19 protein-coding genes are annotated in these 20,760 nt (G+C 34.7%); 2 read left to right on the top strand and 17 right to left on the bottom strand.

Annotated elements, in window-relative coordinates; all coding sequences use genetic code 11:
• Window positions 1-405: 405 nt before the first annotated feature.
• The 15 genes from HMPREF1630_RS09180 to HMPREF1630_RS09275 form a co-directional block, all read right to left on the bottom strand.
• A complete protein-coding gene (locus HMPREF1630_RS09180; protein ID WP_037328898.1) occupies window positions 406-1,506 on the bottom strand; it encodes a tetratricopeptide repeat protein in 1,101 nt (366 codons plus the stop codon).
• On the bottom strand, window positions 1,506-2,207 hold the full coding sequence (locus HMPREF1630_RS09175; RefSeq protein WP_037328897.1) for a hypothetical protein: 702 nt from the start codon (window positions 2,205-2,207) through the stop codon (window positions 1,506-1,508). The genes HMPREF1630_RS09180 and HMPREF1630_RS09175 overlap by 1 nt, the downstream gene beginning before the upstream one ends.
• The gene (gene argS, locus HMPREF1630_RS09170) at window positions 2,208-3,905 is read right to left on the bottom strand and encodes an arginine--tRNA ligase (RefSeq protein ID WP_037328896.1); all 1,698 of its coding nucleotides are present in this window, start codon (window positions 3,903-3,905) and stop codon (window positions 2,208-2,210) included.
• Window positions 3,906-3,914: 9 nt separating this feature from the next.
• Window positions 3,915-6,260, bottom strand: coding sequence for an endonuclease MutS2 (locus tag HMPREF1630_RS09165; RefSeq protein ID WP_037328895.1), 2,346 nt, complete (start codon window positions 6,258-6,260; stop codon window positions 3,915-3,917).
• Window positions 6,260-8,470 carry a peptidase U32 family protein gene (locus HMPREF1630_RS09160; RefSeq protein WP_037328894.1) on the bottom strand — a complete coding sequence of 737 codons (2,211 nt, stop codon included), beginning with the start codon at window positions 8,468-8,470 and terminating at the stop codon, window positions 6,260-6,262. Before HMPREF1630_RS09160 ends, HMPREF1630_RS09165 begins: the two co-directional genes overlap by 1 nt.
• Window positions 8,463-8,960 carry a cell division protein ZapA gene (gene zapA / locus HMPREF1630_RS09155; RefSeq protein WP_004826511.1) on the bottom strand — a complete coding sequence of 166 codons (498 nt, stop codon included), beginning with the start codon at window positions 8,958-8,960 and terminating at the stop codon, window positions 8,463-8,465. Before zapA ends, HMPREF1630_RS09160 begins: the two co-directional genes overlap by 8 nt.
• Window positions 8,961-8,969: 9 nt before the next feature.
• Window positions 8,970-11,357: a phenylalanine--tRNA ligase subunit beta gene (gene pheT, locus HMPREF1630_RS09150; protein ID WP_037328893.1), complete on the bottom strand. Its 2,388-nt coding sequence runs from the start codon at window positions 11,355-11,357 to the stop codon at window positions 8,970-8,972.
• An 8-nt stretch (window positions 11,358-11,365) separates the two neighbouring features.
• Window positions 11,366-12,388 carry a phenylalanine--tRNA ligase subunit alpha gene (pheS, locus tag HMPREF1630_RS09145; RefSeq protein ID WP_037328892.1) on the bottom strand — a complete coding sequence of 341 codons (1,023 nt, stop codon included), beginning with the start codon at window positions 12,386-12,388 and terminating at the stop codon, window positions 11,366-11,368.
• A gap of 227 nt (window positions 12,389-12,615) precedes the next feature.
• Entirely contained in the window at window positions 12,616-13,335 is a 720-nt protein-coding gene (locus tag HMPREF1630_RS09140; protein ID WP_037328890.1) for a TrmH family RNA methyltransferase, read from the bottom strand.
• Entirely contained in the window at window positions 13,335-13,688 is a 354-nt protein-coding gene (rplT, locus tag HMPREF1630_RS09135) for a 50S ribosomal protein L20 (protein WP_004826519.1), read from the bottom strand. The genes HMPREF1630_RS09140 and rplT overlap by 1 nt, the downstream gene beginning before the upstream one ends.
• A gap of 10 nt (window positions 13,689-13,698) precedes the next feature.
• Window positions 13,699-13,899, bottom strand: a complete 201-nt coding sequence (gene rpmI / locus HMPREF1630_RS09130; RefSeq protein WP_037328888.1) for a 50S ribosomal protein L35 — start codon at window positions 13,897-13,899, stop codon at window positions 13,699-13,701.
• Window position 13,900: 1 nt separating this feature from the next.
• Window positions 13,901-14,458: a translation initiation factor IF-3 gene (gene infC / locus HMPREF1630_RS09125; protein WP_004826522.1), complete on the bottom strand. Its 558-nt coding sequence runs from the start codon at window positions 14,456-14,458 to the stop codon at window positions 13,901-13,903.
• A 163-nt stretch (window positions 14,459-14,621) separates the two neighbouring features.
• Window positions 14,622-15,476: a DegV family protein gene (locus HMPREF1630_RS09120; protein ID WP_004826524.1), complete on the bottom strand. Its 855-nt coding sequence runs from the start codon at window positions 15,474-15,476 to the stop codon at window positions 14,622-14,624.
• Entirely contained in the window at window positions 15,464-15,988 is a 525-nt protein-coding gene (locus HMPREF1630_RS09115; RefSeq protein WP_037328887.1) for a DUF1836 domain-containing protein, read from the bottom strand. Before HMPREF1630_RS09115 ends, HMPREF1630_RS09120 begins: the two co-directional genes overlap by 13 nt.
• A gap of 40 nt (window positions 15,989-16,028) precedes the next feature.
• Window positions 16,029-16,775 carry a hypothetical protein gene (locus HMPREF1630_RS09275; protein WP_052039427.1) on the bottom strand — a complete coding sequence of 249 codons (747 nt, stop codon included), beginning with the start codon at window positions 16,773-16,775 and terminating at the stop codon, window positions 16,029-16,031.
• Between the two features lie 75 nt (window positions 16,776-16,850).
• Between HMPREF1630_RS09275 and HMPREF1630_RS09105 the strand changes: the two genes are divergently transcribed.
• Both HMPREF1630_RS09105 and HMPREF1630_RS09100 read left to right on the top strand, forming a co-directional pair.
• Window positions 16,851-17,330, top strand: coding sequence for an aminoacyl-tRNA deacylase (locus tag HMPREF1630_RS09105; protein ID WP_004826530.1), 480 nt, complete (start codon window positions 16,851-16,853; stop codon window positions 17,328-17,330).
• Window positions 17,327-18,007: a hypothetical protein gene (locus HMPREF1630_RS09100; protein ID WP_037328886.1), complete on the top strand. Its 681-nt coding sequence runs from the start codon at window positions 17,327-17,329 to the stop codon at window positions 18,005-18,007. Before HMPREF1630_RS09105 ends, HMPREF1630_RS09100 begins: the two co-directional genes overlap by 4 nt.
• 43 nt (window positions 18,008-18,050) lie before the next feature.
• Here the strand turns inward: HMPREF1630_RS09100 and HMPREF1630_RS09095 are convergent, their stop codons facing one another.
• Together HMPREF1630_RS09095 and HMPREF1630_RS09090 are read right to left on the bottom strand one after the other, a co-directional pair.
• Window positions 18,051-19,400 carry an acetyl-CoA hydrolase/transferase C-terminal domain-containing protein gene (locus HMPREF1630_RS09095; RefSeq protein ID WP_037328884.1) on the bottom strand — a complete coding sequence of 450 codons (1,350 nt, stop codon included), beginning with the start codon at window positions 19,398-19,400 and terminating at the stop codon, window positions 18,051-18,053.
• Between the two features lie 154 nt (window positions 19,401-19,554).
• Complete coding sequence (locus HMPREF1630_RS09090; RefSeq protein ID WP_004826537.1) at window positions 19,555-20,736, bottom strand: acetyl-CoA C-acetyltransferase; 1,182 nt, start codon at window positions 20,734-20,736, stop codon at window positions 19,555-19,557.
• Window positions 20,737-20,760: the final 24 nt, after the last annotated feature.

The raw sequence follows: 20,760 nt of genomic DNA, 5'->3' as shown, positions 1-20,760 counted from the left end.
GTAATGAGAATCTTTCGATCTAGACTCTTCATTTACATCTAGCTTTTTGCCAAATGCGTGATTTATATTCTTTTTCAAGAATCATTATTGTAAAGAAATTAACTAGGTTAATAGTTGTTTCATTTACGATTTTTTTGATCTGTTAAGATCTTCAAAAATCATTGATATTTATTTGTTTGATTTGCTTTCGCATCTCTGGTTCTCTGTCTGGCACTTTTCGTGTGCTGACTCTATTATAGTACCACACACTTTTTTTCTTGTCAAGGATTTTTATCTTTTTTTTATGACTTTTTTCCTTTTCTTACAAGTTTTTATCTTGCCGACATTCAATACTATAACATCTGTTTTTTGCTTTGTCAAATTTTTTTATTAAAAAATTTAAAAAAGCCCATTTTTGGGCTTTTGTTATAGTTTGTAATGATGTTTTATTATTTTTAGGTTTTCTTTTATTTCCTCTGTTAGGTCATCATAGGTTAGTAGCTCTTCAATGTCTTCCTTGGCTTTTTCTGTGTTTCCTACTACCAGATTTATTTGTATCTTGTTGTAGGTCATTCTGGGATCTTGAGGATATTTTTTTAGTCCCTCTCCTATGACTTTTAATGCTTCAAACTCGTTTTTATTTAGGTATAGGCTTATAGCATAGTCATTATAAAGTTCTCTAAAGTCTGCATTTAATTCAAGAGATTGTTCAAATGCCATGATCGAATTTTCATAGTTGCCAATATTTTGATAGGCCACTCCTAAATAGTAATAGGCGTCTGCTCTTTTTGTTTTTGATAAAAGTTTGGTTAAGGTTCTTACAGCTTCATTATAATTGCTTTTTCCTATATAATATAGGGCTTGTTCAATTTCTGCATTATCATCTATTGAAATTAACTTATTTCTTATATCATTTTTCGCTATTTCATCATCTGTCAGTCTTAATGCATTGTTATAGTAAGACCTCGCTTTGATGTACTCGCCTAAGTTTGCATATATATTTCCAAGTTCGTAGTAAGATAGTTTAAATTTTTCATCATTCTTTAGGATTTCTTGGAGTATTCTTAGGGCTTCCTTTACAAAGTCATTTTGATATTGGCCATCATCTTCATAGGCTAAGGGCCAAAGTAGTCTGGCGTATAAATAGGCGTTGTATTTATTTGCTGAATCTAAAATATAACCAGCTCTTGCTAGTAATAGTGCCTTAGTTTTATCACTTTCTTCGCAGTATACAGACTTATTTGCTGTGTAATCACCTATATTTTTCAAATATTTTTTGAGTACTTTTTCATATTCTTTTCTATATAAAAAGTTCGGATCAATTGCTAAGTTTATTAGCATGGCTTCTAGAATAATTTCTAAATTTATCTCATTTTTAAAGTCACCTGTCTTGATTCCTTCTTTCATATCTTCCACATATATAGGTAGGGATATGCCTTTGAGTTCCTCGTTCAGACTATCTTCCCTTAGCTCAATATAAGCAAGCCTATCAGTGTATTTTATGAAATAACCATCTAAACTACCCATTAGCACCACCCCATGAATTTTCTTTGCCTGTAGGAATGTTTATTTAGATGTTTAAATAAGATTCCCCTAAAGAGCATGAAACCAGTATGGACAAGGGCAATTATTAGACAAGCTATTATTTTCCCCCCTCCCATTGGTTGGCCTATGGCGAATTTCAAACTTAGATAAAACTCCACTCCAATGAAAATCAAACTATAAAGTCCGTAGTGAAGCGGATTATTTTTTACAAAGTTTACTGATTCAATGATTGCATTTACACCACTTCTACCATTTAGATATATTTGTTCATATATTGATGATAGAAGAATTTGTATAAGAACAACAACAAAAATCCTCGCTTGGACTGGGAAATTTACCAAAAGTAGGTTAGTAAACATCTCTAATAGGTAAACCCAAAACATGGTTTCTATCATTGGTCCAAAAAAATTCCCCACCGAATTTTCAAGAGAAGATTTGCCAGTATTTCCGAATTTTACAACAGATACCAAGCTTTGAACAACAAAACAAGATATGATTACCCCGATAAAATAATTAATAATGCCACCTATGGTGCCAGCGATGACACCAAGGTTGAATTCATTATTTTCAAAAATTGTATTTATGAGGACGAAGATAAAGACCATATAAGACTTGTTAATCTTTTTTATAGTTTCCTTGAAAGCTATTTTAGATACACCTAAGAAGTCTTTAAATTTGTTCATTTACATCTTCTCCACAGTTTTTATTCCTAATAGTCCTAGTCCTGTTTTTATTACTACTGATGTTGCGTAGGCAAGAGCTAATCTTTCTTCCTTTAATTTTTCGTCTTCTACCATAATCTTAGAAGAATTGTAGAATTTATTGAAACTCTTTGCTATATCTGTTAGGTGTCTAGTAACTAAGGATGGCTCGTATTTTTCTTTAGCCTTTACAACTACATCTTCAAAACCAGCTAGCTTTTTAACAAGGCTAAATTCTTCATCACTGGTTATTTTTTCAATTGCCAATGGTTTGATTTCATCTTGACCTGCTTTTCTTAGGACAGATTTTGCTCTAGCATAGGTGTATTGAACATAAGGTCCTGTTTCCCCGTCAAAGTTTAGGACTTCATCCCAATCAAAAACATAGTCTTTTATCCTGTTGTTATATAATTCTTGGAATTTAACGGCGCCGATACCAACTATTCTTGATACTTCGCCAATATCATTTACTGTGTCCTCACGATTTTCCATAATTTCACGAGTTTTTTCAATTGCCTTATTTAACACATCTTCAAGAAATACTACCTGACCCTTCCTTGTAGATAGGGTTTGGTCTTTTAGACTTACCATACCGAAGGAGATGTGCTTACATCCTTTATAGAGGTCGTAGCCCATTAGTTCAAGTATTCTCCATAGTTGTTGGAAGTGGAGATTTTGTTGGGTAGCTACAACATAGAGGTTTTCGTCAAAATTGTATTCTTTTTTCCTATTTATGGCTGTAGCTATATCTCTTGTGATATAGGCAGATGAGCCGTTTGATTTTATTATTATTGATGGTGGTAGGTCAAATTGAGCAAGGTCTATAATTTGTGCCCCATCAGATTCTACTAGTAGTTTTTTTTCTTTTAATTCCTCTAAAATCTCTGGCATATATTTTGAATAATAGGCTTCACCCTTGTAATTATCAAATTCTATATCAAGAAGTTTATAAACCCTGTCAAATTCATTGAAGGAAATTTCCTTAAACCAAGACCAAAGTCTAGTTGCTTCTTCTTCGCCTTCCTCTAGATTTTTAAATTCCTTACGAGCTACTTCCATCATTTCTTCATTCTCACTTGCTTCAGTATTATATCTTACATAAAGATTTAAAAGCTCTTTGATTGGATCGGCATTTAATTTCTCATCATCACCCCAAAGTTTGTAGGCTGCAATCATGGTTCCAAACTGAGTGCCATAGTCACCGATATAGTTGGTAGCTATTGTATTGTAACCTAAAAATTCGTGGATATTTCTTAGAGCATCACCGATTACGGTTGATCTTATGTGACCAATATGGAATGGTTTAGCTATATTTACAGAAGAAAATTCTACTATGGCAGTTTTGCCCTTGCCCATGTCGGATTTGCCGTAATTTTCTTTTTTGTCAATAATTGCGTTTATAACGTCATTTTCAAATTTTTTCCTATCTAAGAAAAAGTTTATATAAGGTCCAACATTTTTTATTTCAGAAAAATCATCAATGACCAAAGTAGAAGCCAATTCTGCTGCTATTTGAGCTGGATTTTTTCTTAATGTTTTTGCTAGTTGAAAGCATGGGAAAGAATAATCCCCCATGTTTTCTTGAGGTGGAATTTCAATAAGCTGGTATATATCTTCACTTGATATACCTATACCTTGGCTGTCTAATTTTTTAGCAATAATTTCTTTATAATCTTTCATTTTTCCTCCTTAGGAAAACTTAACAATGGTAACTCCGTAACCACCTTCTTCATCATCTCCAAACCTGTAAGATTTAACTCTCTTATCGGTTTTTAAATTTTCACTTACACCCTTAATTAAGGCGCCAGTGCCCTTACCGTGGATGATTTTTGCTTGGTCAAGTCCTGCGAGCATAGCATCGTCTAGATATTTATCAAGATTTCTCATGGCTTCGTCATATCTTTGCCCTCTTAAATCTAAGCTTGCAGAAATATTCATAGCCTTTTTTACACTATACACCTTCTTGATGTTTTTCTCAGTTTGGTTCACGCCTTCAATTTTCTTTACATTCTTGATATTTGAATCCATCTTAAGGATTCCCATCTGAACTTTTATGTTGCCCTTTGAATCTGGCCCTTCTATTACTTCTGCCTTTTCATTTAAGCCTGCAACTATGATCATATCTCCAACTTTCAACTCATCTGGTGCATCCTTTGCCCTCGTTTGCCCAAACCTGTCTTCTTCTCTTTCTATATAAGAATCCTTAAATTTATTCCTAATCTTATTTAAGGACCTATCAATGTCGCGAGTGTTGGCGTTTTTAGACCTCTTAGCTTCTTTAAGCATAGCTTGGCTTTCCTTGTTGGCCTTATCAAGAATTTCATTCGCTCTCTCTTCTGCCTTTTTGATAATTTCCGCTTTAGCCTCATCTATTTCCTTGGACTTATTCCTTAGTTTGTCCTTGATAGACTGGATTTCTCGCCTATAAGCTTCAATTTCCTTATTTTTGGCTTCCATCTGATACTTGTCATCTTCGATTTGCTCTAAGATTTTATTGAAATTTTTAGTATCGTCACTAATTAAGTCTTTGGCTTTTTTCAAAATTTCTTCTGACAAACCAAGTCTTTTAGAAATTTCGAAGGCATTTGACTTACCAGGTGTACCAATCTCTAACTTGTAGGTTGGAGATAAGGTCTCTACATTAAATTCCACAGAAGCATTCATTACCTTGTCATTTTCCATTGCATAATACTTAAGCTCACTGTAGTGGGTTGTTGCAAAGGTCATAACTTCCAAGCTTGTTAGATGAGAAAGGATTGAAATTGCAAGGGCCGCTCCTTCTATAGGATCAGTTCCCGATCCAATTTCATCAAGCAAAACTAAAGAATTACTAGTCACCCTGTTTAGGATATCAACAATATTGGTAAGAGATGCAGAAAAGGTTGAAAGACTCATTTCAATTGACTGTTTATCTCCGATATCCAAAAACACATCATCAAAAACATTTACAGTGGATCCTTCATCTGCTGGTATGAAAAGAGCAGTCTGAGCCATAAGGGTAATAAGTCCTACAGTTTTTAAGGAAACTGTCTTGCCACCTGTGTTGGGTCCTGTGATGATTAAAGTTGTGTAATCGCCTCCAATCGCCACATCTATTGGCACAACCTTACCTGGCAATAGTGGGTGGATGGCTGACTTTATATTAATAATTTTTTGCTGGTTGAGTTTTGGCAGAGAATAGTCATTTTCAAGGCCAAATTTCGCCTTAGCTTGGAGAAAATCAATCCTTGCTATTATTTTTTGGTTTTCTAAGATTTCTACATCAAATTTTTGTGCCAGCCTTGATAACCTATCAAGAATCCTTCTAATCTCGGCATCTTCTTTTAATTCCAAGTCCTTGTATTGGTTGTTTAACTCAACTATGGCTGAGGGTTCGATAAATAAAGTATTCCCTGAGGCAGACTTGTCGTGGACAATACCGTTTATCACTGAGCGCTTGTTAGTTTTTATCGGCACAACATACCTGCCGTCTCTTACAGAAACTACCTTGTCTTGGAGGGAATCCTCATATTTTGAAGAAGTCACGTAGGAATTAAGTTTATTTTTGATTTCTTCTTCCTTACGTCTAAGGCTCCTTCTGACTGCCAAAAGTTCCCTTGAGGCATTATCAGCAATATCTTCTTCATTTAAAATCGACCTATCAATTTCTTCTTTAAGAAAATCATTGGTAGTAATCCTGTCAAAAAGATCTGCAATATAAGAATCGTCAATATTTTTGCTATAGTCTTTTAAATATTCTGAAACTCTTAAGAGACCTAAAATTTTCAAAAGATCGGAAGGCTCGAGAATCCCGTTTCTCCTGATATAGCCAACAATCTCTTTAAAATCATAAAGCCCAAATATATCAATGTTGCCATTTCTAGCAATAACCTTGGCCATGGCCCCTGTTTTTTCCAGTTCATCTTCCAAATAACCTACGTCTGTAGATGGCTTTAGGTCTAAGATTTGTTTTTTGACCAGGCTCGAGCGTGCCATTTTTGAAAGCTTTTCTAATATTTTATTGTATTCTAAAACTTCTAGGCTTTTTGCCTGCATTAAATAACTCCTCTTTCGTAATTTAGCTTATCTTTATAAGATTTTTTTTGATAAATCCTTAGGTCCTCATCAGAAAAAACCGAAACTAACCTTGAAACATTCTCATTAAACAGCTTTTCATCAAAGCCAGCTGGATTTGCCGGGTAAATTTTTGTTAAGGAATTTCTTCTAACAAGTTTCATCCTATCTCCATTTACAGATACGAATTCACTTTCCCTAAATTTACAAGTTTCACATCCCTTTAGCCCACAATTTTTGATGGTTGAAAAAGGACAATGGACCATATTCATTAGTTCAATCCTTCCGAAACTTAGGGCTTCAACTTCGTATCTATCCGAATTTTCATTTATATTTTCAAGCGTATTTTCAACTGAAGACTCGATTTTTTCTGCAAAGGTAGCGTAAAAGTCAAAGGTATAGGAATTCATTACATTTAAGTACCTACCAATCCTGATTTCTATGCCAGCATTTTTAAAATCATCTATAAAGTCTAAGTCCCTATAATTATTAAAAATCACTCCCTTAATTTCATTTAGCTTCACATAGGCAATCAAGTCCTTAATTTCATAATCCATATGACTATCAAGGTTTAAATACAAATCGAACCCCCTATATTTTATGTCGTAGTCTTTTATGTAGACCTTATCAAAACCTCGAAGAAGGTCCGGATTGATATTATTAGTCATAAGTTCAATATTTTTCTCCGAACTTTTTGCGCTTGGGTCAGCAAGCTTTGGTTTAACGATCTTTACAGGTTTTCTTTTGTATTTACCAGCAATTTTTTCTTTCAATAGGTTAATAGCATCTCGCCTTAATTTGTTTATAGTTTTTTTGCTTAGGAAAATCCCCTCATCAATTTTTATTTCAATGTCAACTGGCTTAAAAATTTCATCTTTAAACCTATCAAGATTATCCCTAATGCTAAGCTCATCAAGTGAAACCTTTAAAGCAGGCTCTATTGGATTTTCGTCATAAACTGAGGCTTCTATATCTTTGTAGGTTATTTTTAGCCTTGGCTTTTGCCAAATTCTTCCCTCAAAGTAAAGGTTAACTGGTAAAGATTTATAAGAAGCTAGACCATTTTCCAAATCATCTTTGATATTTTCTGCGTTTAGCATGAGGATTTGAGAATTTATTTTTGCGTCCCTATACTTATCTAAAAAAATTAACTCACCTTTTTTGAAATCTTTAGTCAAAGTTAAAGGCAACTTCTTGCACCTGTCTGTTATAACTTCAAGATTATCTCCCTTGTGAAGGTCAGAATTGGCTCTAAAGGCTTTTTTGTTGTCAATTAAATCAACAATCCCAACAGTCCTATGTTTAGTATCGCCTTCTTTTATGATATAGTCTCTTTTTTGACCGAAAATGAAACCCTTAGTATAGCCCCTATTTGAAATATCTCTGAGTTTTTCTCTGTCATAAAAATTAGCATTCACTTTTTTCTTATAGGCTACAACTGAGTTATAAACATATTCGGCACTCTTCATCCTGCCTTCTATTTTTAGGCAGTCAATACCGAGATTAATAAGCTCGTCAAGATTATCGATGACATTTAAGTCCTTCATATTTAGGTAATAATCATCACCATAAATTTTCCCATCATTAATCAATTGATATTTTTGCCTACAAGGTCCAGCACACCTGCCCCTATTGGCAGACCTTCCACCGAAATAGGAACTCATCAAACATTCCCCAGAATAAGAAACGCAAAGTGACCCATGGACAAAAACTTCCTTTTCACAAGGAAGTTTGGCTATTTTTCTTATTTCTTCTATTGGTGTCTCACGTGCGATGACAATTCTTTTAAAACCTAAGTCCATAAGAGCCTTAGCCCCATGATAATCTCTTACTGCCATCTGGGTGGAAGCGTGGAAGTCAAGGCCTGGCATTTGATCTTTAACTATGGAATAAAAGCCCATATCCTGGATTAAAATTCCATCAACTCCATACTGGTAAAGCCTTTCTATATAAGTAATAGCCTTATCTATTTCAGAATCTTTGATAAGGGTATTCATAGTTATAAAAACTTTCCTATCAAAATAATGGATATAAGCTATGACTTCCTCAATATTATCGAGGGTGAAATTTTCCGCATAGGCTCTAGCGCCGAAATCATCAAGGGCCAGATAAAAAGCATCTGCCCCTGCAGCGATTCCCGCATAAAGCATATCCATATTGCCCACTGGAGCTAGAATTTCAGGATTATTCATCAATTTTTCCCTTCAAAATTTCATTCTCCTTAGTTAGATCCATAACTTGTTTTTGGAGGGCCTTGATTTTTTCCCTTAGTTTATTGGCATCATTTTCTGCTTTTGAAAGATTTAAAATCTCTGCATCCTTTTCTTGGAGGAGAATTTTTAAATCCTTAAGCTCTGCCTTCTTATCTTCAAGGTCTTCTTTATAAGTCCCATACTCGCTTTTAAAAGTTTCTAACTCATTTTTTACAGCCGGATAAGCTTCTATAGCTTCTTTGTTTTCCTCGCAATATTCTTTGAAAGATTCCTTATCTTTAAAATATTCGTCAGCTATATTTAGGCTTGCCAAAATTAGCTGCCTATCAAAAGTGAGCTTATCAGATTTCACATCTTTAATCTTGCCGTCAACATAAGCTGCTATTTTTTCTATACTCTCTTTTGATTCTTTGCTAACAAGAGGATATTTCACACCGTCAATTTTAACTTCAAGTCTAATTTCGCTCACTTTTATCTCCTATCCACGTAATACTATGTTTTTCGCCTTTAATTCTTCAAGGATACTAGCTTCTACTCCCTTGATATCTTCTTCTTTTAGGGTCCTATCAGCTTTTCTATACCACACCCTATAAGAAAGTGATTTTTGATCGCAAGCTATGCCCTTACCTGTATAGATGTCAAATAATTCTATCTTATAAAGGAGGTCGCCAGCCTTTGCCTTTATGATTTCTTCAATCAAAGCTGATTCTAAATCCCTATCTGCCACAAAGGAATAATCACGTTCTATAGCAGGGAATTTCGGAATTTGCTTGTATTTTTTATCGGTAATTCTAAATTCTGCAATCTTGCTTAAATTAATTTCTAAGATGATTGCTCCCTTGTTTATATTATACTCTTCACGAACTTCATAAGAAATCTCACCTATCACACCGATTTTTTCGCCAGCAAAATGGATATCTGCGCACCTGCCTGCGTGGAAGGCGTATAGATTTTCATTAGCCTTATAAGAAAAACCAGTAAAACCTGTATTTCTCATTGCTTCTGTGAAGAAATCCTTCATATCATAGAAGGAATAATCGCCATAGAGTCCCATGGTTAGGGTGAGATTTTCTTTTGGAAGCTGGTCTGTTGTTTTCTCGAAAGTCCTGTCTAGTTCGAAAAATCTCATGTCTTTTTGACCGTACTTGATATTTTTTGCTATAACATCAAGCATATTAGCAATTTGAGTTGTCCTCATTACAGAGAAATCTTCGCCAAGTGGATTTATCAAACTGATATAGTCCCTAAGTTTCGAATCTTTAGCAATGCCAAGCCTGTCATATTCTCTTGGTGAGATGAAAGAGTAGGTGGCAAGTTCAGAGAATTTTTGGCCAACAAGTTTAGCCTTAAGATCATCTTTTAGAAGTCTTAATGGAGATCTTTCGCCCTTCTTAAGTGAAGATACAAGTGGCTTTGATTCGATCTTACCCATACCGTAAAGCCTTACCACTTCTTCTATTAGGTCTGCTTCTATCCCTATGTCATTTCTAAAATATGGGGCCTTTACCTCAAGAGTATCTTCGTCTATATCCTTAACTTCAAATTCCAAAAGCTCTAGGTTTCTGATTGCTTCTTCCTTGGTAAAATCTACACCTGTTAGCATATTAAGTCTTGATATTCTAAGCTTAACGATAGGATTATTGGTTTCTTTTTGGCCCTCATCATAAGAGTTTCCTACAATTTCGCCAATCTTTAGATCTTCTATGAGTTTCATAACCCTTTTTGAAGCAACATCTGCCATTTCAATAGCAACACCCTTTTCAAATCTTGAGCTTGCTTCACTTCTTAGGTTTAATTTCTTAGAAGTATCTCTAATATTATCAGCATCAAAACTTGCAGCTTCTAGGAGGATATTTGTAGTTTCATCTGTTATTTCAGAATCAAAACCTCCCATTATACCTGCTATACCAATAGCTTCCTTGCCATCAGCTATAACTAGCATTGAAGGAGTAAGTTTTCTTTCTGTGTCATCAAGGGTCTTGATAACTTCGCCCTCTTTTGCATCTCTAACTATAATTTTTTTATCAGCTAGCTTGTCAAGATCATAGGCATGAAGTGGTTGACCAGTTTCAAGCATTACAAAATTTGTTATATCTACTATATTATTTATAGGTCTAATTCCTGCAAGCATTAGGCAATTTTGTAGCCATTGAGGAGATTTACCTATCTTTACATTTTTTACAACCCTAGCTGTATATCTTAGGCAAGAATCACTTTCTATACTAATTCCATTTGCATAAGCTTTTATATCTTCGCCGTTATCCTTATAAGCTAGGCTAGGATAGGTGATTTTTTCGCCAAAACTTGCAGCTGTTTCTCTTGCCATACCCATGATAGATAGGCAGTCAGACCTGTTTGGAGTAATTTCGTATTCTATAACAGGCGTATTTGAAAAAAGAACTTCAGAAGCTAGTGTACCTGGTTTGAATTCTCCGGCTAGGACAATTACTCCTTCTCTTAATTCTTTAGGAATTACAGAATCATCATAACCAAGCTCGCTATAAGCAGTGAGCATACCTTGAGATATAATACCAAAAAAGTCGTGGTCTTCGATTACCATCCCATTATCTAGCTTGGTGCCAGATGTGATTACTGGTAGGTAATCTCCCTCTTTGGTATTTTTTGCATTAGTTATGATTGTAATTGGTGCATCTTTTCCCACGTCAATTGTTAAAACCCTTAGCCTATCAGCATCTGGATGGTCAACTTGTTTTAGAACATGGCCTACAACTATGCCCTCTAAGCCGGAAGTATGAATTTCAACTTCTTCTACGTGAGATCCAGTTTCAGAAAGCCTATCTGTGATAGTTTTTAAATCTTTATCTATATCTATATATTCTTTTTGCCAAATTAAAGGTACTAACATACTTCCTCCTAAAACTGTTCTATAAATCTCTTGTCATTATCGTAAAGTAGTCTGATGTCATCAAGGCCATATTTAACCATAGCAATCCTGTCAACTCCAAGACCAAAGGCAAAACCTGTGTACTTTTCGCTATCAATTCCACAAGCTTCAAGGACATTAGGATGAACCATACCACCACCTAATAATTCCATAGACCAGCCAGTATTACCACAAGCTGGGCAACCTTCTCCCATACATACTGGGCAAGTTACATCCACTTCTAGGGATGGCTCGGTAAATGGGAAGTGGTGAGGTCTATATCTTAAGCTCATCTTATCGCCAAACATTTCTTTAATAAAGGTCTCAAGGGTAGCTTTTAGATTTGCCATTGACACATTTTCATCCACAACTAAGCACTCTAATTGGTGGAACATTGGTGAATGGGTTGAGTCAACTTCATCATTTCTAAAAACTCTTCCGGCAGATACCATCTTAATCGGAAGTTTGCCTTCATTCATCACCCTAATTTGCATACTAGAAGTGTGAGGTCTTAATAAAACTTCATCGTTGATATAGAAAGTGTCAGATGTAGACCTAGCTGGGTGGTTTTTGGGACTGTTTAGGTCATCAAAAACATATTTAACTGTGTCAACTTCTGGGCCTGCAACAACGTCAAAGCCCATATTTTGGAAAATTGTTTCAAGCTCTTCCATAGTTTGGTTGATAACAGCAAGATGACCTGAATCATACTTGTCAAAATGAGCTGTCACGTCTATTTTTTCTTCTTTTATCTTTTCTTTTAGAAGTTCTTTTTTAATATTTTCGTTTTTATCTGCAAGAAGGCTTTCGATTTCCTTGCTAGTTTGGTTTATTAGTTTTCCTGCGCTAGGTTTTTCTTCATTAGGTAAGTTAGCTATTGACTTTTTAAGGTCGGTTATAGTTCCCTTTTTACCTAAAAATTTTATCCTAAGATCTTCTAGGACCTCTAAGCTATTTGCTTTTTCGATTTCACTCTTAGCTGTTTCTAGGGCCAGTTTTAAATTCTCTTCCATTTTTCCTCCAAATAAAAAAATCCGTCCTCTACAAAGGACAGATATAGCTCTGCGGTACCACCTTAATTGATTTATAAATAAATCCGCTCATTACTTTAACGAAAAGTTTACGTATCGACTACTTCATTCATCTCAAAGTTCATCGGTGAATAACCCTAATCGTGACTTAAAAGGCTCTCAACATCCCTTTCTTGCTGTATAAGAATAATTAAAGTCTTTCCGAATCATCACATAAGTCTATTCATAATTATGCTCGCAGCTATGGCTGCATTTAAAGATTCGATTTCGCCTTCCATAGGAATTTTTATAAAGTCATCAGTGATTTTTCTCATTTCCTGACTAAGGCCATTTGCCTCATTTCCTATAGCGATAATTATTTTAGAATCTTTCTTATAATTTCTAATATCTAGCCCATCCATATCAGCTGATAGGATTCTGTAGCAAGATTTTAGCTTTTTTATATCATCATAGGTCTTATTTAAAATATTTAGCCTAAAGATTGATCCCATAGATGCCCTGAGAGTTTTCTCATTGTAGACATCGGCTGTCCCCGGCATTAAAATCACATCTTTGAAACCAAAAGCTTCTGCTGAGCGAATCATAGTGCCAAGATTTCCTGGGTCATTTATCCCGTCCAAGAGCAAAATCTTAGCTGACGAAATATCCACAGAATCTTTCTTCTTTATGACAGCCCCAATCCCATCAGGGCTTGTCATTGATGATATTTTGGTAAAAAGGCTTTCGCAAAAGATTAAAGTCTTATGACTTGTTTCATAACTAACGCCTTCTTTTAAAAAAATAAAATCCACCTTAGCAGATGAAGCTATTGCCTCATCCACTAATTTTTTAGATTCTATTATAAATGAATTTTCTTTATCTCGATACTTTTTCATTTTAAGCTTGTTTAAGAACTTAAAATTTTGATTTGATACCGATTCTATTATCATTAAGCTTCTTTTTTAGCTGCTTCTACTAATTTTGCAAATTCTTCTGGGCTATTTACCGCAAGTTCAGCTAACATCTTTCTATTGATATCGATGTTTGCTTTTTTAAGACCACCCATAAGTTTTGAGTAGCTTGTACCATTAAGTCTTGCTGCTGCATTGATTCTTGCAATCCAAAGTTTTCTAAAGTCTCTTTTTCTATGTTTTCTACCAATATAAGCATAAGATAGAGATTTCATTACAGCTTGGTTAGCTGTTCTAAATAGAAGGCTTTTGGAACCGTAATAACCCTTTGCTTGTTTTAATACTTTTTTATGTCTTTTTTTTGCGTTAACTGCTCTTTTAATTCTTGCCATCTATATCCTCCTATGCGCCAATTAGTTTCTTAACGTTTTTGTATACAGTTTGTGAAACTTCTGCTGGTTTTCTTAATCTTCTTTTTCTGTTTGGTGATTTTTTAGCTGTTAAGTGTCCCTTGTAAGCTTTTCTTCTCATGATTTTGCCAGAGCCTGTTACTTTGAATCTCTTAGCAGCTGCTCTTTTAGTTTTAATCTTATTTTTTGCCATCTTATTCTCCTTTTTCATCATTTGGTTCTAGAAACATAACAAGAGATCTGCCTTCCATCTTAGGCTTTTTTTCAATCTTGCCACAGCCATCTAGCATACCGTTGAACTTATCCATCAATTCGTAGCCAGGTTCTTTTCTACCAAGTTCCCTACCACGGAATCTTATAGATACTTTGACTTTATCCCCGTTGTTTAAGAATTTTTTAGTTTGATTTGCCTTGGTTTGTAAGTCATTATCTTCGATATTTAAAGAAAATCTTGTCTCTTTTAATTGAGCATTCTTTTGTTTTTTCTTATTCTCTTTTTCCTTTTTCTCTTGATCATATTTGAACTTACCATAGTCCATTATCCTTGTTACAGGTGGTTTTGCGTTTGGACTCATAAGTACCAGGTCAAGATTTCTATCATCAGCCATATCTTGGGCTTCTTTTAGAGAAGTGATACCAACTTGGTTACCTTGCTCATCTATTAGTCTTACCTGACTAGCTCTAATTTCATCGTTGATTCTTAAATCTTTTATAGTTATACCTCCAATGTATTGTATAAAAAAAGCGGGCACAAAGTACCCACAAATAATCTATCAAAATAAATCTTATTAACCTAAAAGCTTATGCCGGTAGGTGAGTTTGGGTACTTCTTTGTTGTTTACATGTATGATAATACTAGTTTATCCTAATTTTGTCAAATTATTTAAGCTATTTTTTATCAGATAAAAAATCCAATTAATCTAGGATAAAAAATCCAACGCCAACTAGACCAGGTCCAGTATTTGCTCCTAGAGTTGGTGATATCTGTCCTTCCCTGTAGATTTGAGCATTTTCTATAATATCTTTTAAGCTTTCCTTTAATTTTTCATGGCCTTCTTTGTAATCGCCCTCAGATATGAAAAAGTAATAGTCTTTTACTCCTTCAAGTTTTTTTCTTATTATCTTTTCTAATTGACTTAGGGTTTTCTTTTCTCCTCTGACGATTTTTTCTATAGCAAATCCACCTTCTGGTGGGACTGTTTTAATAATTGGCTTTACAGACAGAGCATCGCCAATCTTGCCAAAAGTCTTTGGTACCCTACCACCTTCTACTATGTATTTGAAAGTAGCAATTGTAAAAAATACCTTGGAATCTTCGATTTTTTCTTCGAGTTTTTTTGTTATCTCCTCAAAAGCAAAACCGTCATCTATTAATTTTTTAGCATAGGTTGCAAAAAATCCTTGGGCCAAGGTGAGATTTCCTGTATTGAAGGCGTAAACTTCAATCCCTTCAACTTCTGCAAGCTTGCAAGCATTATAGGTGCCAGAAAATTTACTTCCTATATTTATACAAATCACCCTATCATAACCATCATCTCTAATTTTTTCCAAAAGCTCATTGATGTCTCCTGGAGAAGGCATAGATGTCTTTGGTAATTTGTTATTAGTTTTTATCCATTCATAAAAATCTTCAGGACTTATGTCAATCCTATCTTTGAGGAACTTACCATCTAAGTTTACATATAGGGGCAAATAGTAAAACCCCTCTTTGCCTATGTAGTCAAGACTTAAATCGCTTCCTGAATCTACTAATATAGCTATCTTTTCCATAACATCTCCTTGTGATCATCTATCACTAATTGGGTATATAATTTTGTAAATAAGGATATTGACAAATAAGAAAGAACCTTATCATGGTGGTCAGAAAAATTGTAAGATATATTTATATTTAAGTTTTCATCACTTGTTAAAATATCAATTCTGGCTTGGTTAAATATCCTTTCGAAATTTTCGTAAACGTCTTGTAGACCAAAAGTTGACATTTCTATATCAATCCCCTTGGCCACATCTTCTATAGTAATCACCTGCTTAAAAATAGATATTACTATTAGCTGGGCTATGGCTGGTCTAAAATACTTTTTATTCTTAGGTTTCTCTATGTAGCCCAATTTGACATAATTATTTACCATAGAAGGGCTGATCACATTCTCATCTACAACATAAAGTGGCTTTAAAACATCTTTAAGATAGGTTAGTAACTCTTCCTTATAAATGCCTTCGTCAGGTAGCTTATCCCAGCTTGGTAAGCTTATATTTTCTAATTCATTAATTTTTCTTATCATATTCTTCCATATTATACCTTATCTAGTTAATAATACTAGATTAGTCATCACTATTTAATTCTATTTCAAGAGTCTCATTCGCCTTATCTATAGCCCTTATATCTGTGGCTTTCGACTTGTAATAATTTTTAAATTCCAGACTCTTTTCTTCCCTAGATCCAATCCTTGTAGGAAAGAAAATTTGACTATTGGCCACGTCTAAAATTTCTTCTAAGTAGGAAAGAGATTCTTTTGTCAAATCTGTTATCGGCAAGAAGATTATATCTGGATTTTCGATTTCTACCTCATCAAGCAAGTCTAGGTACCTATCACCATATATTTTATTAAAATCCATTGACCCACCATAAAAAATTAAAAGTGAGTCGATTTCTATAAAAAATCCTAACCTATCTCCATCTACAGAAAGAGTTCTTACTAGAAAATCATCAATCCCAAAATTAAGCCTTAAAAAATCATTTTCTCCCAAAAGATAAACATTCTCCTTCTTATAAAGATTTTTCAAATCTTTCATGCCGAGCTCATCCTTATTAAGATAGATAATATTATCTTGGTAGGCTAGGTTACTTACATTTTTATTTAAAATATAAGCTATAGACTTTAACTTGCTCAAATTTAAAATCTCTTCTGTATAAGAATTCCCTCCCTTATCCGTCGCAAAAAATATGATGTGTTTTGATTCCGGAATCTCAAGAAGTCCCTTAGCATAATCAAAAACCAAAAAATAATCCCCGTAAGAAAGGCTATAGCAGGAATCATAAATATAATTTACAAATACTTTCTCACTCATCGTCACTCCTTATAATTTAATATACCCAATATTACATTTTTTATTATTGTCGTATAATCTTTTTGAGGTGATTTTATGAAAAAAGAAATTAAAACAAATGCAATGAGATTTCTCGATACTTTAAATATAGAATATGAACACGTAGATTATGGTTTAGACCACGAATTTGTCTCTGCTGTAGACTTAGCTAATGAAGGACACACTGACATCCATACAATTTTTAAGACCCTTGCTACTGAATCCAAGGATGGCGATGTTTATATCCTCGTTATAAATGGTGAAGATGAAATAGATTTTAAAAAAGCAGCCAAGGCCATTGGAGTCAAGAGCCTATCAATGCTTGCCTTAAAGGATCTTAGAAAAACTGTTGGATATGAAAGAGGAGCCACAACTCCCCTTGCTCTAAAAAAAGATTTTCCAGTTTTTATCGACGAAAAAGCCAAAGATATGGATTATATCAAGGTATCTGCTGGCAAGGTTGGCCATAGCTTAAAGATTAAACCAGCCGACTTACAAAAAGCCACCAAGGCAACCTTTGCTGATCTGATAAAATGATTTTAACCAAGTTTGAAAAAGGCAAGAAAACTTCTTTTGAAATAAGCGATGGATATGATTTTAAAAAAATTTCTGAAAGCGAAAGTCAAATTGAGGATGTTTTTTCATTGAGCCTAACAAATGATGTTGATGATGAAAAGTTACGACTTTTAGTAATTCTCTCGCCAATTTTTATAGCAGCCTTTGATAATGGTTCCTATGAATTAGAGTTTCTCAAAAAAACCATAGAAAATTCAGCATATCCCTATGGGCTTTATCCAAATTTTTTCGAAAATTTTGATAAAATTCAATATTTGAAAGCCTATGAGGATGCAAATAAACAAATAGTTACTGAAGATATAAGACTTAGAGAAGATAACACCATTGATTTTTATTTTAATCCTATAAAGGATTCCTACCTTAAATCCCTAGTAGTTATGGTCGATTCTTTGATTGAAGATGATAAAAATAGGAAAACTCTTCTGAAATATTTTGCAAAAATGCGCAATGACATAGTTATAAATGGCAGGAGGTCAATTTTAGCAAACGGCATCCAAGCCTTTTACCTCAATAAATATGTGGTTGTCTGGGCTCTAGAACTTTTTGATTTTATAAAAGAAAATAAGGCTGACACGAGTAAATTTTTAGAACCTATTTATGATTTAACTAATAATTTAAAGACCCCAAGACTTGCCTAAAAATTAGAAAAGCCTTAAAGTGAAACCACTTTAAGGCTTATTTTTATATTCTCTTATTAGTATTTCTGCAAATACCTATTTCTTCCGCTGCCTTGATTAATTCATCCCTGTTGTCTGGATGGGCTAGACTTACAAGAGCTTCTGCTGCTTGCCAAGTTGTTAAACCCTTGAAGTTTACAATACCTTGCTCAGTTGCTATATAGTGGGTATTGCTTCTTACAGCTGTGGCTTGAGTACCTGGTGCGAAGGTTGGTACGATGTTAGAAATTCTCTTGCCTTCTTTATTTATCTTTGATGATGTAAGGGCAATTATTGACCTACCACCCTTTGACCTATAAGCTCCAAGAACGAAGTCTAAGGCTCCACCTGCTCCTGAAATATGTTTAGTTCCTACAGACTCAGCTGAGATTTGTCCCCAAAGGTCTACTTGTAAAACTGTGTTTATTGATACAAAGTTATCAAGAGATGCTATTACATCAATATCATTCACATAGTCAACAGGAGCTGCCATTAGTTCTTCGTTATCATCTATATAATCATAAAGTTCTTGACTACCTGCTGCAAAAGCGTAGGTTTGGCGACCAACATCTATATTTTTCTTGCGTCCTGTAATTCTACCTGCTAGAGCCATTTCCCTGAAGGCGTCTACATACATTTCTGAGTGAACACCGAGGTCTTTTAGGTCAGATTTTGCAATTTCTGAACCAATAGCATTTGGAAGTCCACCTATACCTATTTGAATAGTATCTCCATCACGGAGCATATCTACTACATAGTTTGCTGCCTTAAGTTCCTCTTCACCAAAAGAAGCTTTTGGAAGGGTAAGCATTGGATAATTTGTTGATTGGTAAACGTAGTCAACATCTTTAATGTTAATGAAATTTGAAAATCCTCCAAGGGCTCTTGGTACATTTTCGTTAATTTCAAGAATTACCTTGTCAGAATTTTGGAAAGATGCCATAGCGTGGCTTACAGATACACCAAAGTTGAAGTTTCCGTGTTTATCCATTGGACTAACTTGGAAAACTGAAACTGCTGCTTTTGGAGCATTTTCATTTATATATCTTGGTAGCTCACTGTATTTGATTGGAATAAAGAAAGCGCTGTGATCTTTTGAGTTGATTAACTTTCTTTCTATGCCTGATGAATGCCAAGAATGATAAGTAATGTGCTCTCCTGTTGGATCAGCTGAAGCTGTAGGTGAATTGTAAGCAAGGATTCCGCCCCTAACCTTTACGTCTTTTAATTCATTTACCCTATCGGCTAAGGCCTTATCAAAGTCAACCGGTGTTAGGGCACACCAACCCATTTCTACCCAGTCACCGTCCTTTACCATCGCTGCTGCTTCTTTTGCAGTAATCAATTTTTCTTCATACATTTTTTTGAAATCCATATATTCCCCTTTATAGTATCGTTTTCTTAATATATTTTATATATACCCATAATTACAAATTATTATCAATCTATTCTATGTATTTAGAATTTTTTTGCCAAATAGACAAAAAAGGCATGCAGATAAGAACTATCTGCATACCTTAAAATTTATCTTATCTTTCTACTATAACTGCAGTACCCATACCGCCACCTATACAAAGTGTTGCGATACCTTTTTTAGAGTCTCTCTTTTGCATTTCATAAAGAAGTGTAGTTAGGATTCTTGCACCTGATGCACCAACTGGGTGACCGATTGCAATAGCTCCACCATTTACGTTTACGATATCTGTATTTAATCCAAGTTCTTTGATTACTGAAAGAGCTTGAGCAGCGAATGCTTCGTTAGCTTCGATTAGGTCGATATCTTCTAGAGTTAGGTTTGCTTTTTCTAGAGCTTTTCTAACTGTTGGGATTGGACCAGTACCCATGATTTTTGGATCAACACCTTCTGTTGCGTAGCTTACGATTGTAGCAAGAGGTTTAACGCCAAGTTCTTTAGCTTTTTCTTCGCTCATTACTACTAGGCAAGCAGCACCATCATTGATACCAGAAGCGTTAGCAGCTGTAACTGTACCGTCTTTGATGAAAGCTGGTTTTAATCCAGAAATACTTTCTTTTGTAACGCCTTCTTTGATATACTCATCAGTATCAACAACTGTTACTTTTCCTTTTCTGCCTTTAACTTCCACTGGTACGATTTCGTCTTTAAATCTTCCTTCAGCTCTAGCTTTAGCAGCTTTTTGTTGGCTATCTGCAGCAAGTGCGTCTTGTTCTTCTCTTGTTAGGCCGAATTTTTCAGCTATATTTTCTGCAGTAACGCCCATGTGGTAGTTGTTGAATGCATCCCAAAGACCATCTTTGATCATTTCATCTACAACTTTTTTATCACCCATTCTAGCTCCCCATCTTTCATCTGTTAATAGGTATGGAGCGTTAGACATTGATTCTGTACCACCAGCTAAAACTACATCGCAGTCACCTGCAAGAATCATTTGAGCTGCTAGGGAAACTGATCTAAGACCTGAACCACAAACGATGTTTAGGGTCATTGCTGGTTTTTCAATTGGAATTCCAGCATCTAGAGCTATTTGTCTAGCTATATTTTGGCCGTTACCTGCTTGAAGTACACAACCAAGGATTGATTCATCTATATCTTCTGGTTTGATACCAGCTCTTTCGATTGCTGCTTTAGCAGCTACTGCACCTAATTCTCTTGCTGAAACTGTTTTGAATGCACCACCGTAAGCACCAACTGGTGTTCTTGCTGCACTTGCTATAACTACTTTTTTTGTCATAATTTCTCCTTTATGTTCTCTAAA

The sequence above is a fragment of the Anaerococcus lactolyticus S7-1-13 genome (assembly GCF_000758765.1).
Lineage (GTDB): Bacteria > Bacillota > Clostridia > Tissierellales > Peptoniphilaceae > Anaerococcus > Anaerococcus lactolyticus.
The sequence above is the reverse complement of the archived record's forward strand: the minus strand, read 5'-3'. Positions and strand labels throughout refer to the sequence as shown.

Coding starts and splice junctions, on each gene's coding strand:
- HMPREF1630_RS09115 (WP_037328887.1), bottom strand. CDS start 15,988: ATGATAAGAAAAATTAATGAATTAGAAAATATAAGCTTACCAAGCTGG.
- HMPREF1630_RS09090 (WP_004826537.1), bottom strand. CDS start 20,736: ATGACAAAAAAAGTAGTTATAGCAAGTGCAGCAAGAACACCAGTTGGT.
- HMPREF1630_RS09275 (WP_052039427.1), bottom strand. CDS start 16,775: ATGAGTGAGAAAGTATTTGTAAATTATATTTATGATTCCTGCTATAGC.
- HMPREF1630_RS09180 (WP_037328898.1), bottom strand. CDS start 1,506: ATGGGTAGTTTAGATGGTTATTTCATAAAATACACTGATAGGCTTGCT.
- HMPREF1630_RS09160 (WP_037328894.1), bottom strand. CDS start 8,470: ATGAATAATCCTGAAATTCTAGCTCCAGTGGGCAATATGGATATGCTT.
- HMPREF1630_RS09165 (WP_037328895.1), bottom strand. CDS start 6,260: ATGCAGGCAAAAAGCCTAGAAGTTTTAGAATACAATAAAATATTAGAA.
- HMPREF1630_RS09175 (WP_037328897.1), bottom strand. CDS start 2,207: ATGAACAAATTTAAAGACTTCTTAGGTGTATCTAAAATAGCTTTCAAG.
- HMPREF1630_RS09100 (WP_037328886.1), top strand. CDS start 17,327: ATGATTTTAACCAAGTTTGAAAAAGGCAAGAAAACTTCTTTTGAAATA.
- HMPREF1630_RS09105 (WP_004826530.1), top strand. CDS start 16,851: ATGAAAAAAGAAATTAAAACAAATGCAATGAGATTTCTCGATACTTTA.
- HMPREF1630_RS09140 (WP_037328890.1), bottom strand. CDS start 13,335: ATGATAATAGAATCGGTATCAAATCAAAATTTTAAGTTCTTAAACAAG.
- argS (WP_037328896.1), bottom strand. CDS start 3,905: ATGAAAGATTATAAAGAAATTATTGCTAAAAAATTAGACAGCCAAGGT.
- rpmI (WP_037328888.1), bottom strand. CDS start 13,899: ATGGCAAAAAATAAGATTAAAACTAAAAGAGCAGCTGCTAAGAGATTC.
- HMPREF1630_RS09120 (WP_004826524.1), bottom strand. CDS start 15,476: ATGGAAAAGATAGCTATATTAGTAGATTCAGGAAGCGATTTAAGTCTT.
- rplT (WP_004826519.1), bottom strand. CDS start 13,688: ATGGCAAGAATTAAAAGAGCAGTTAACGCAAAAAAAAGACATAAAAAA.
- pheT (WP_037328893.1), bottom strand. CDS start 11,357: ATGTTAGTACCTTTAATTTGGCAAAAAGAATATATAGATATAGATAAA.
- HMPREF1630_RS09095 (WP_037328884.1), bottom strand. CDS start 19,400: ATGGATTTCAAAAAAATGTATGAAGAAAAATTGATTACTGCAAAAGAA.
- pheS (WP_037328892.1), bottom strand. CDS start 12,388: ATGGAAGAGAATTTAAAACTGGCCCTAGAAACAGCTAAGAGTGAAATC.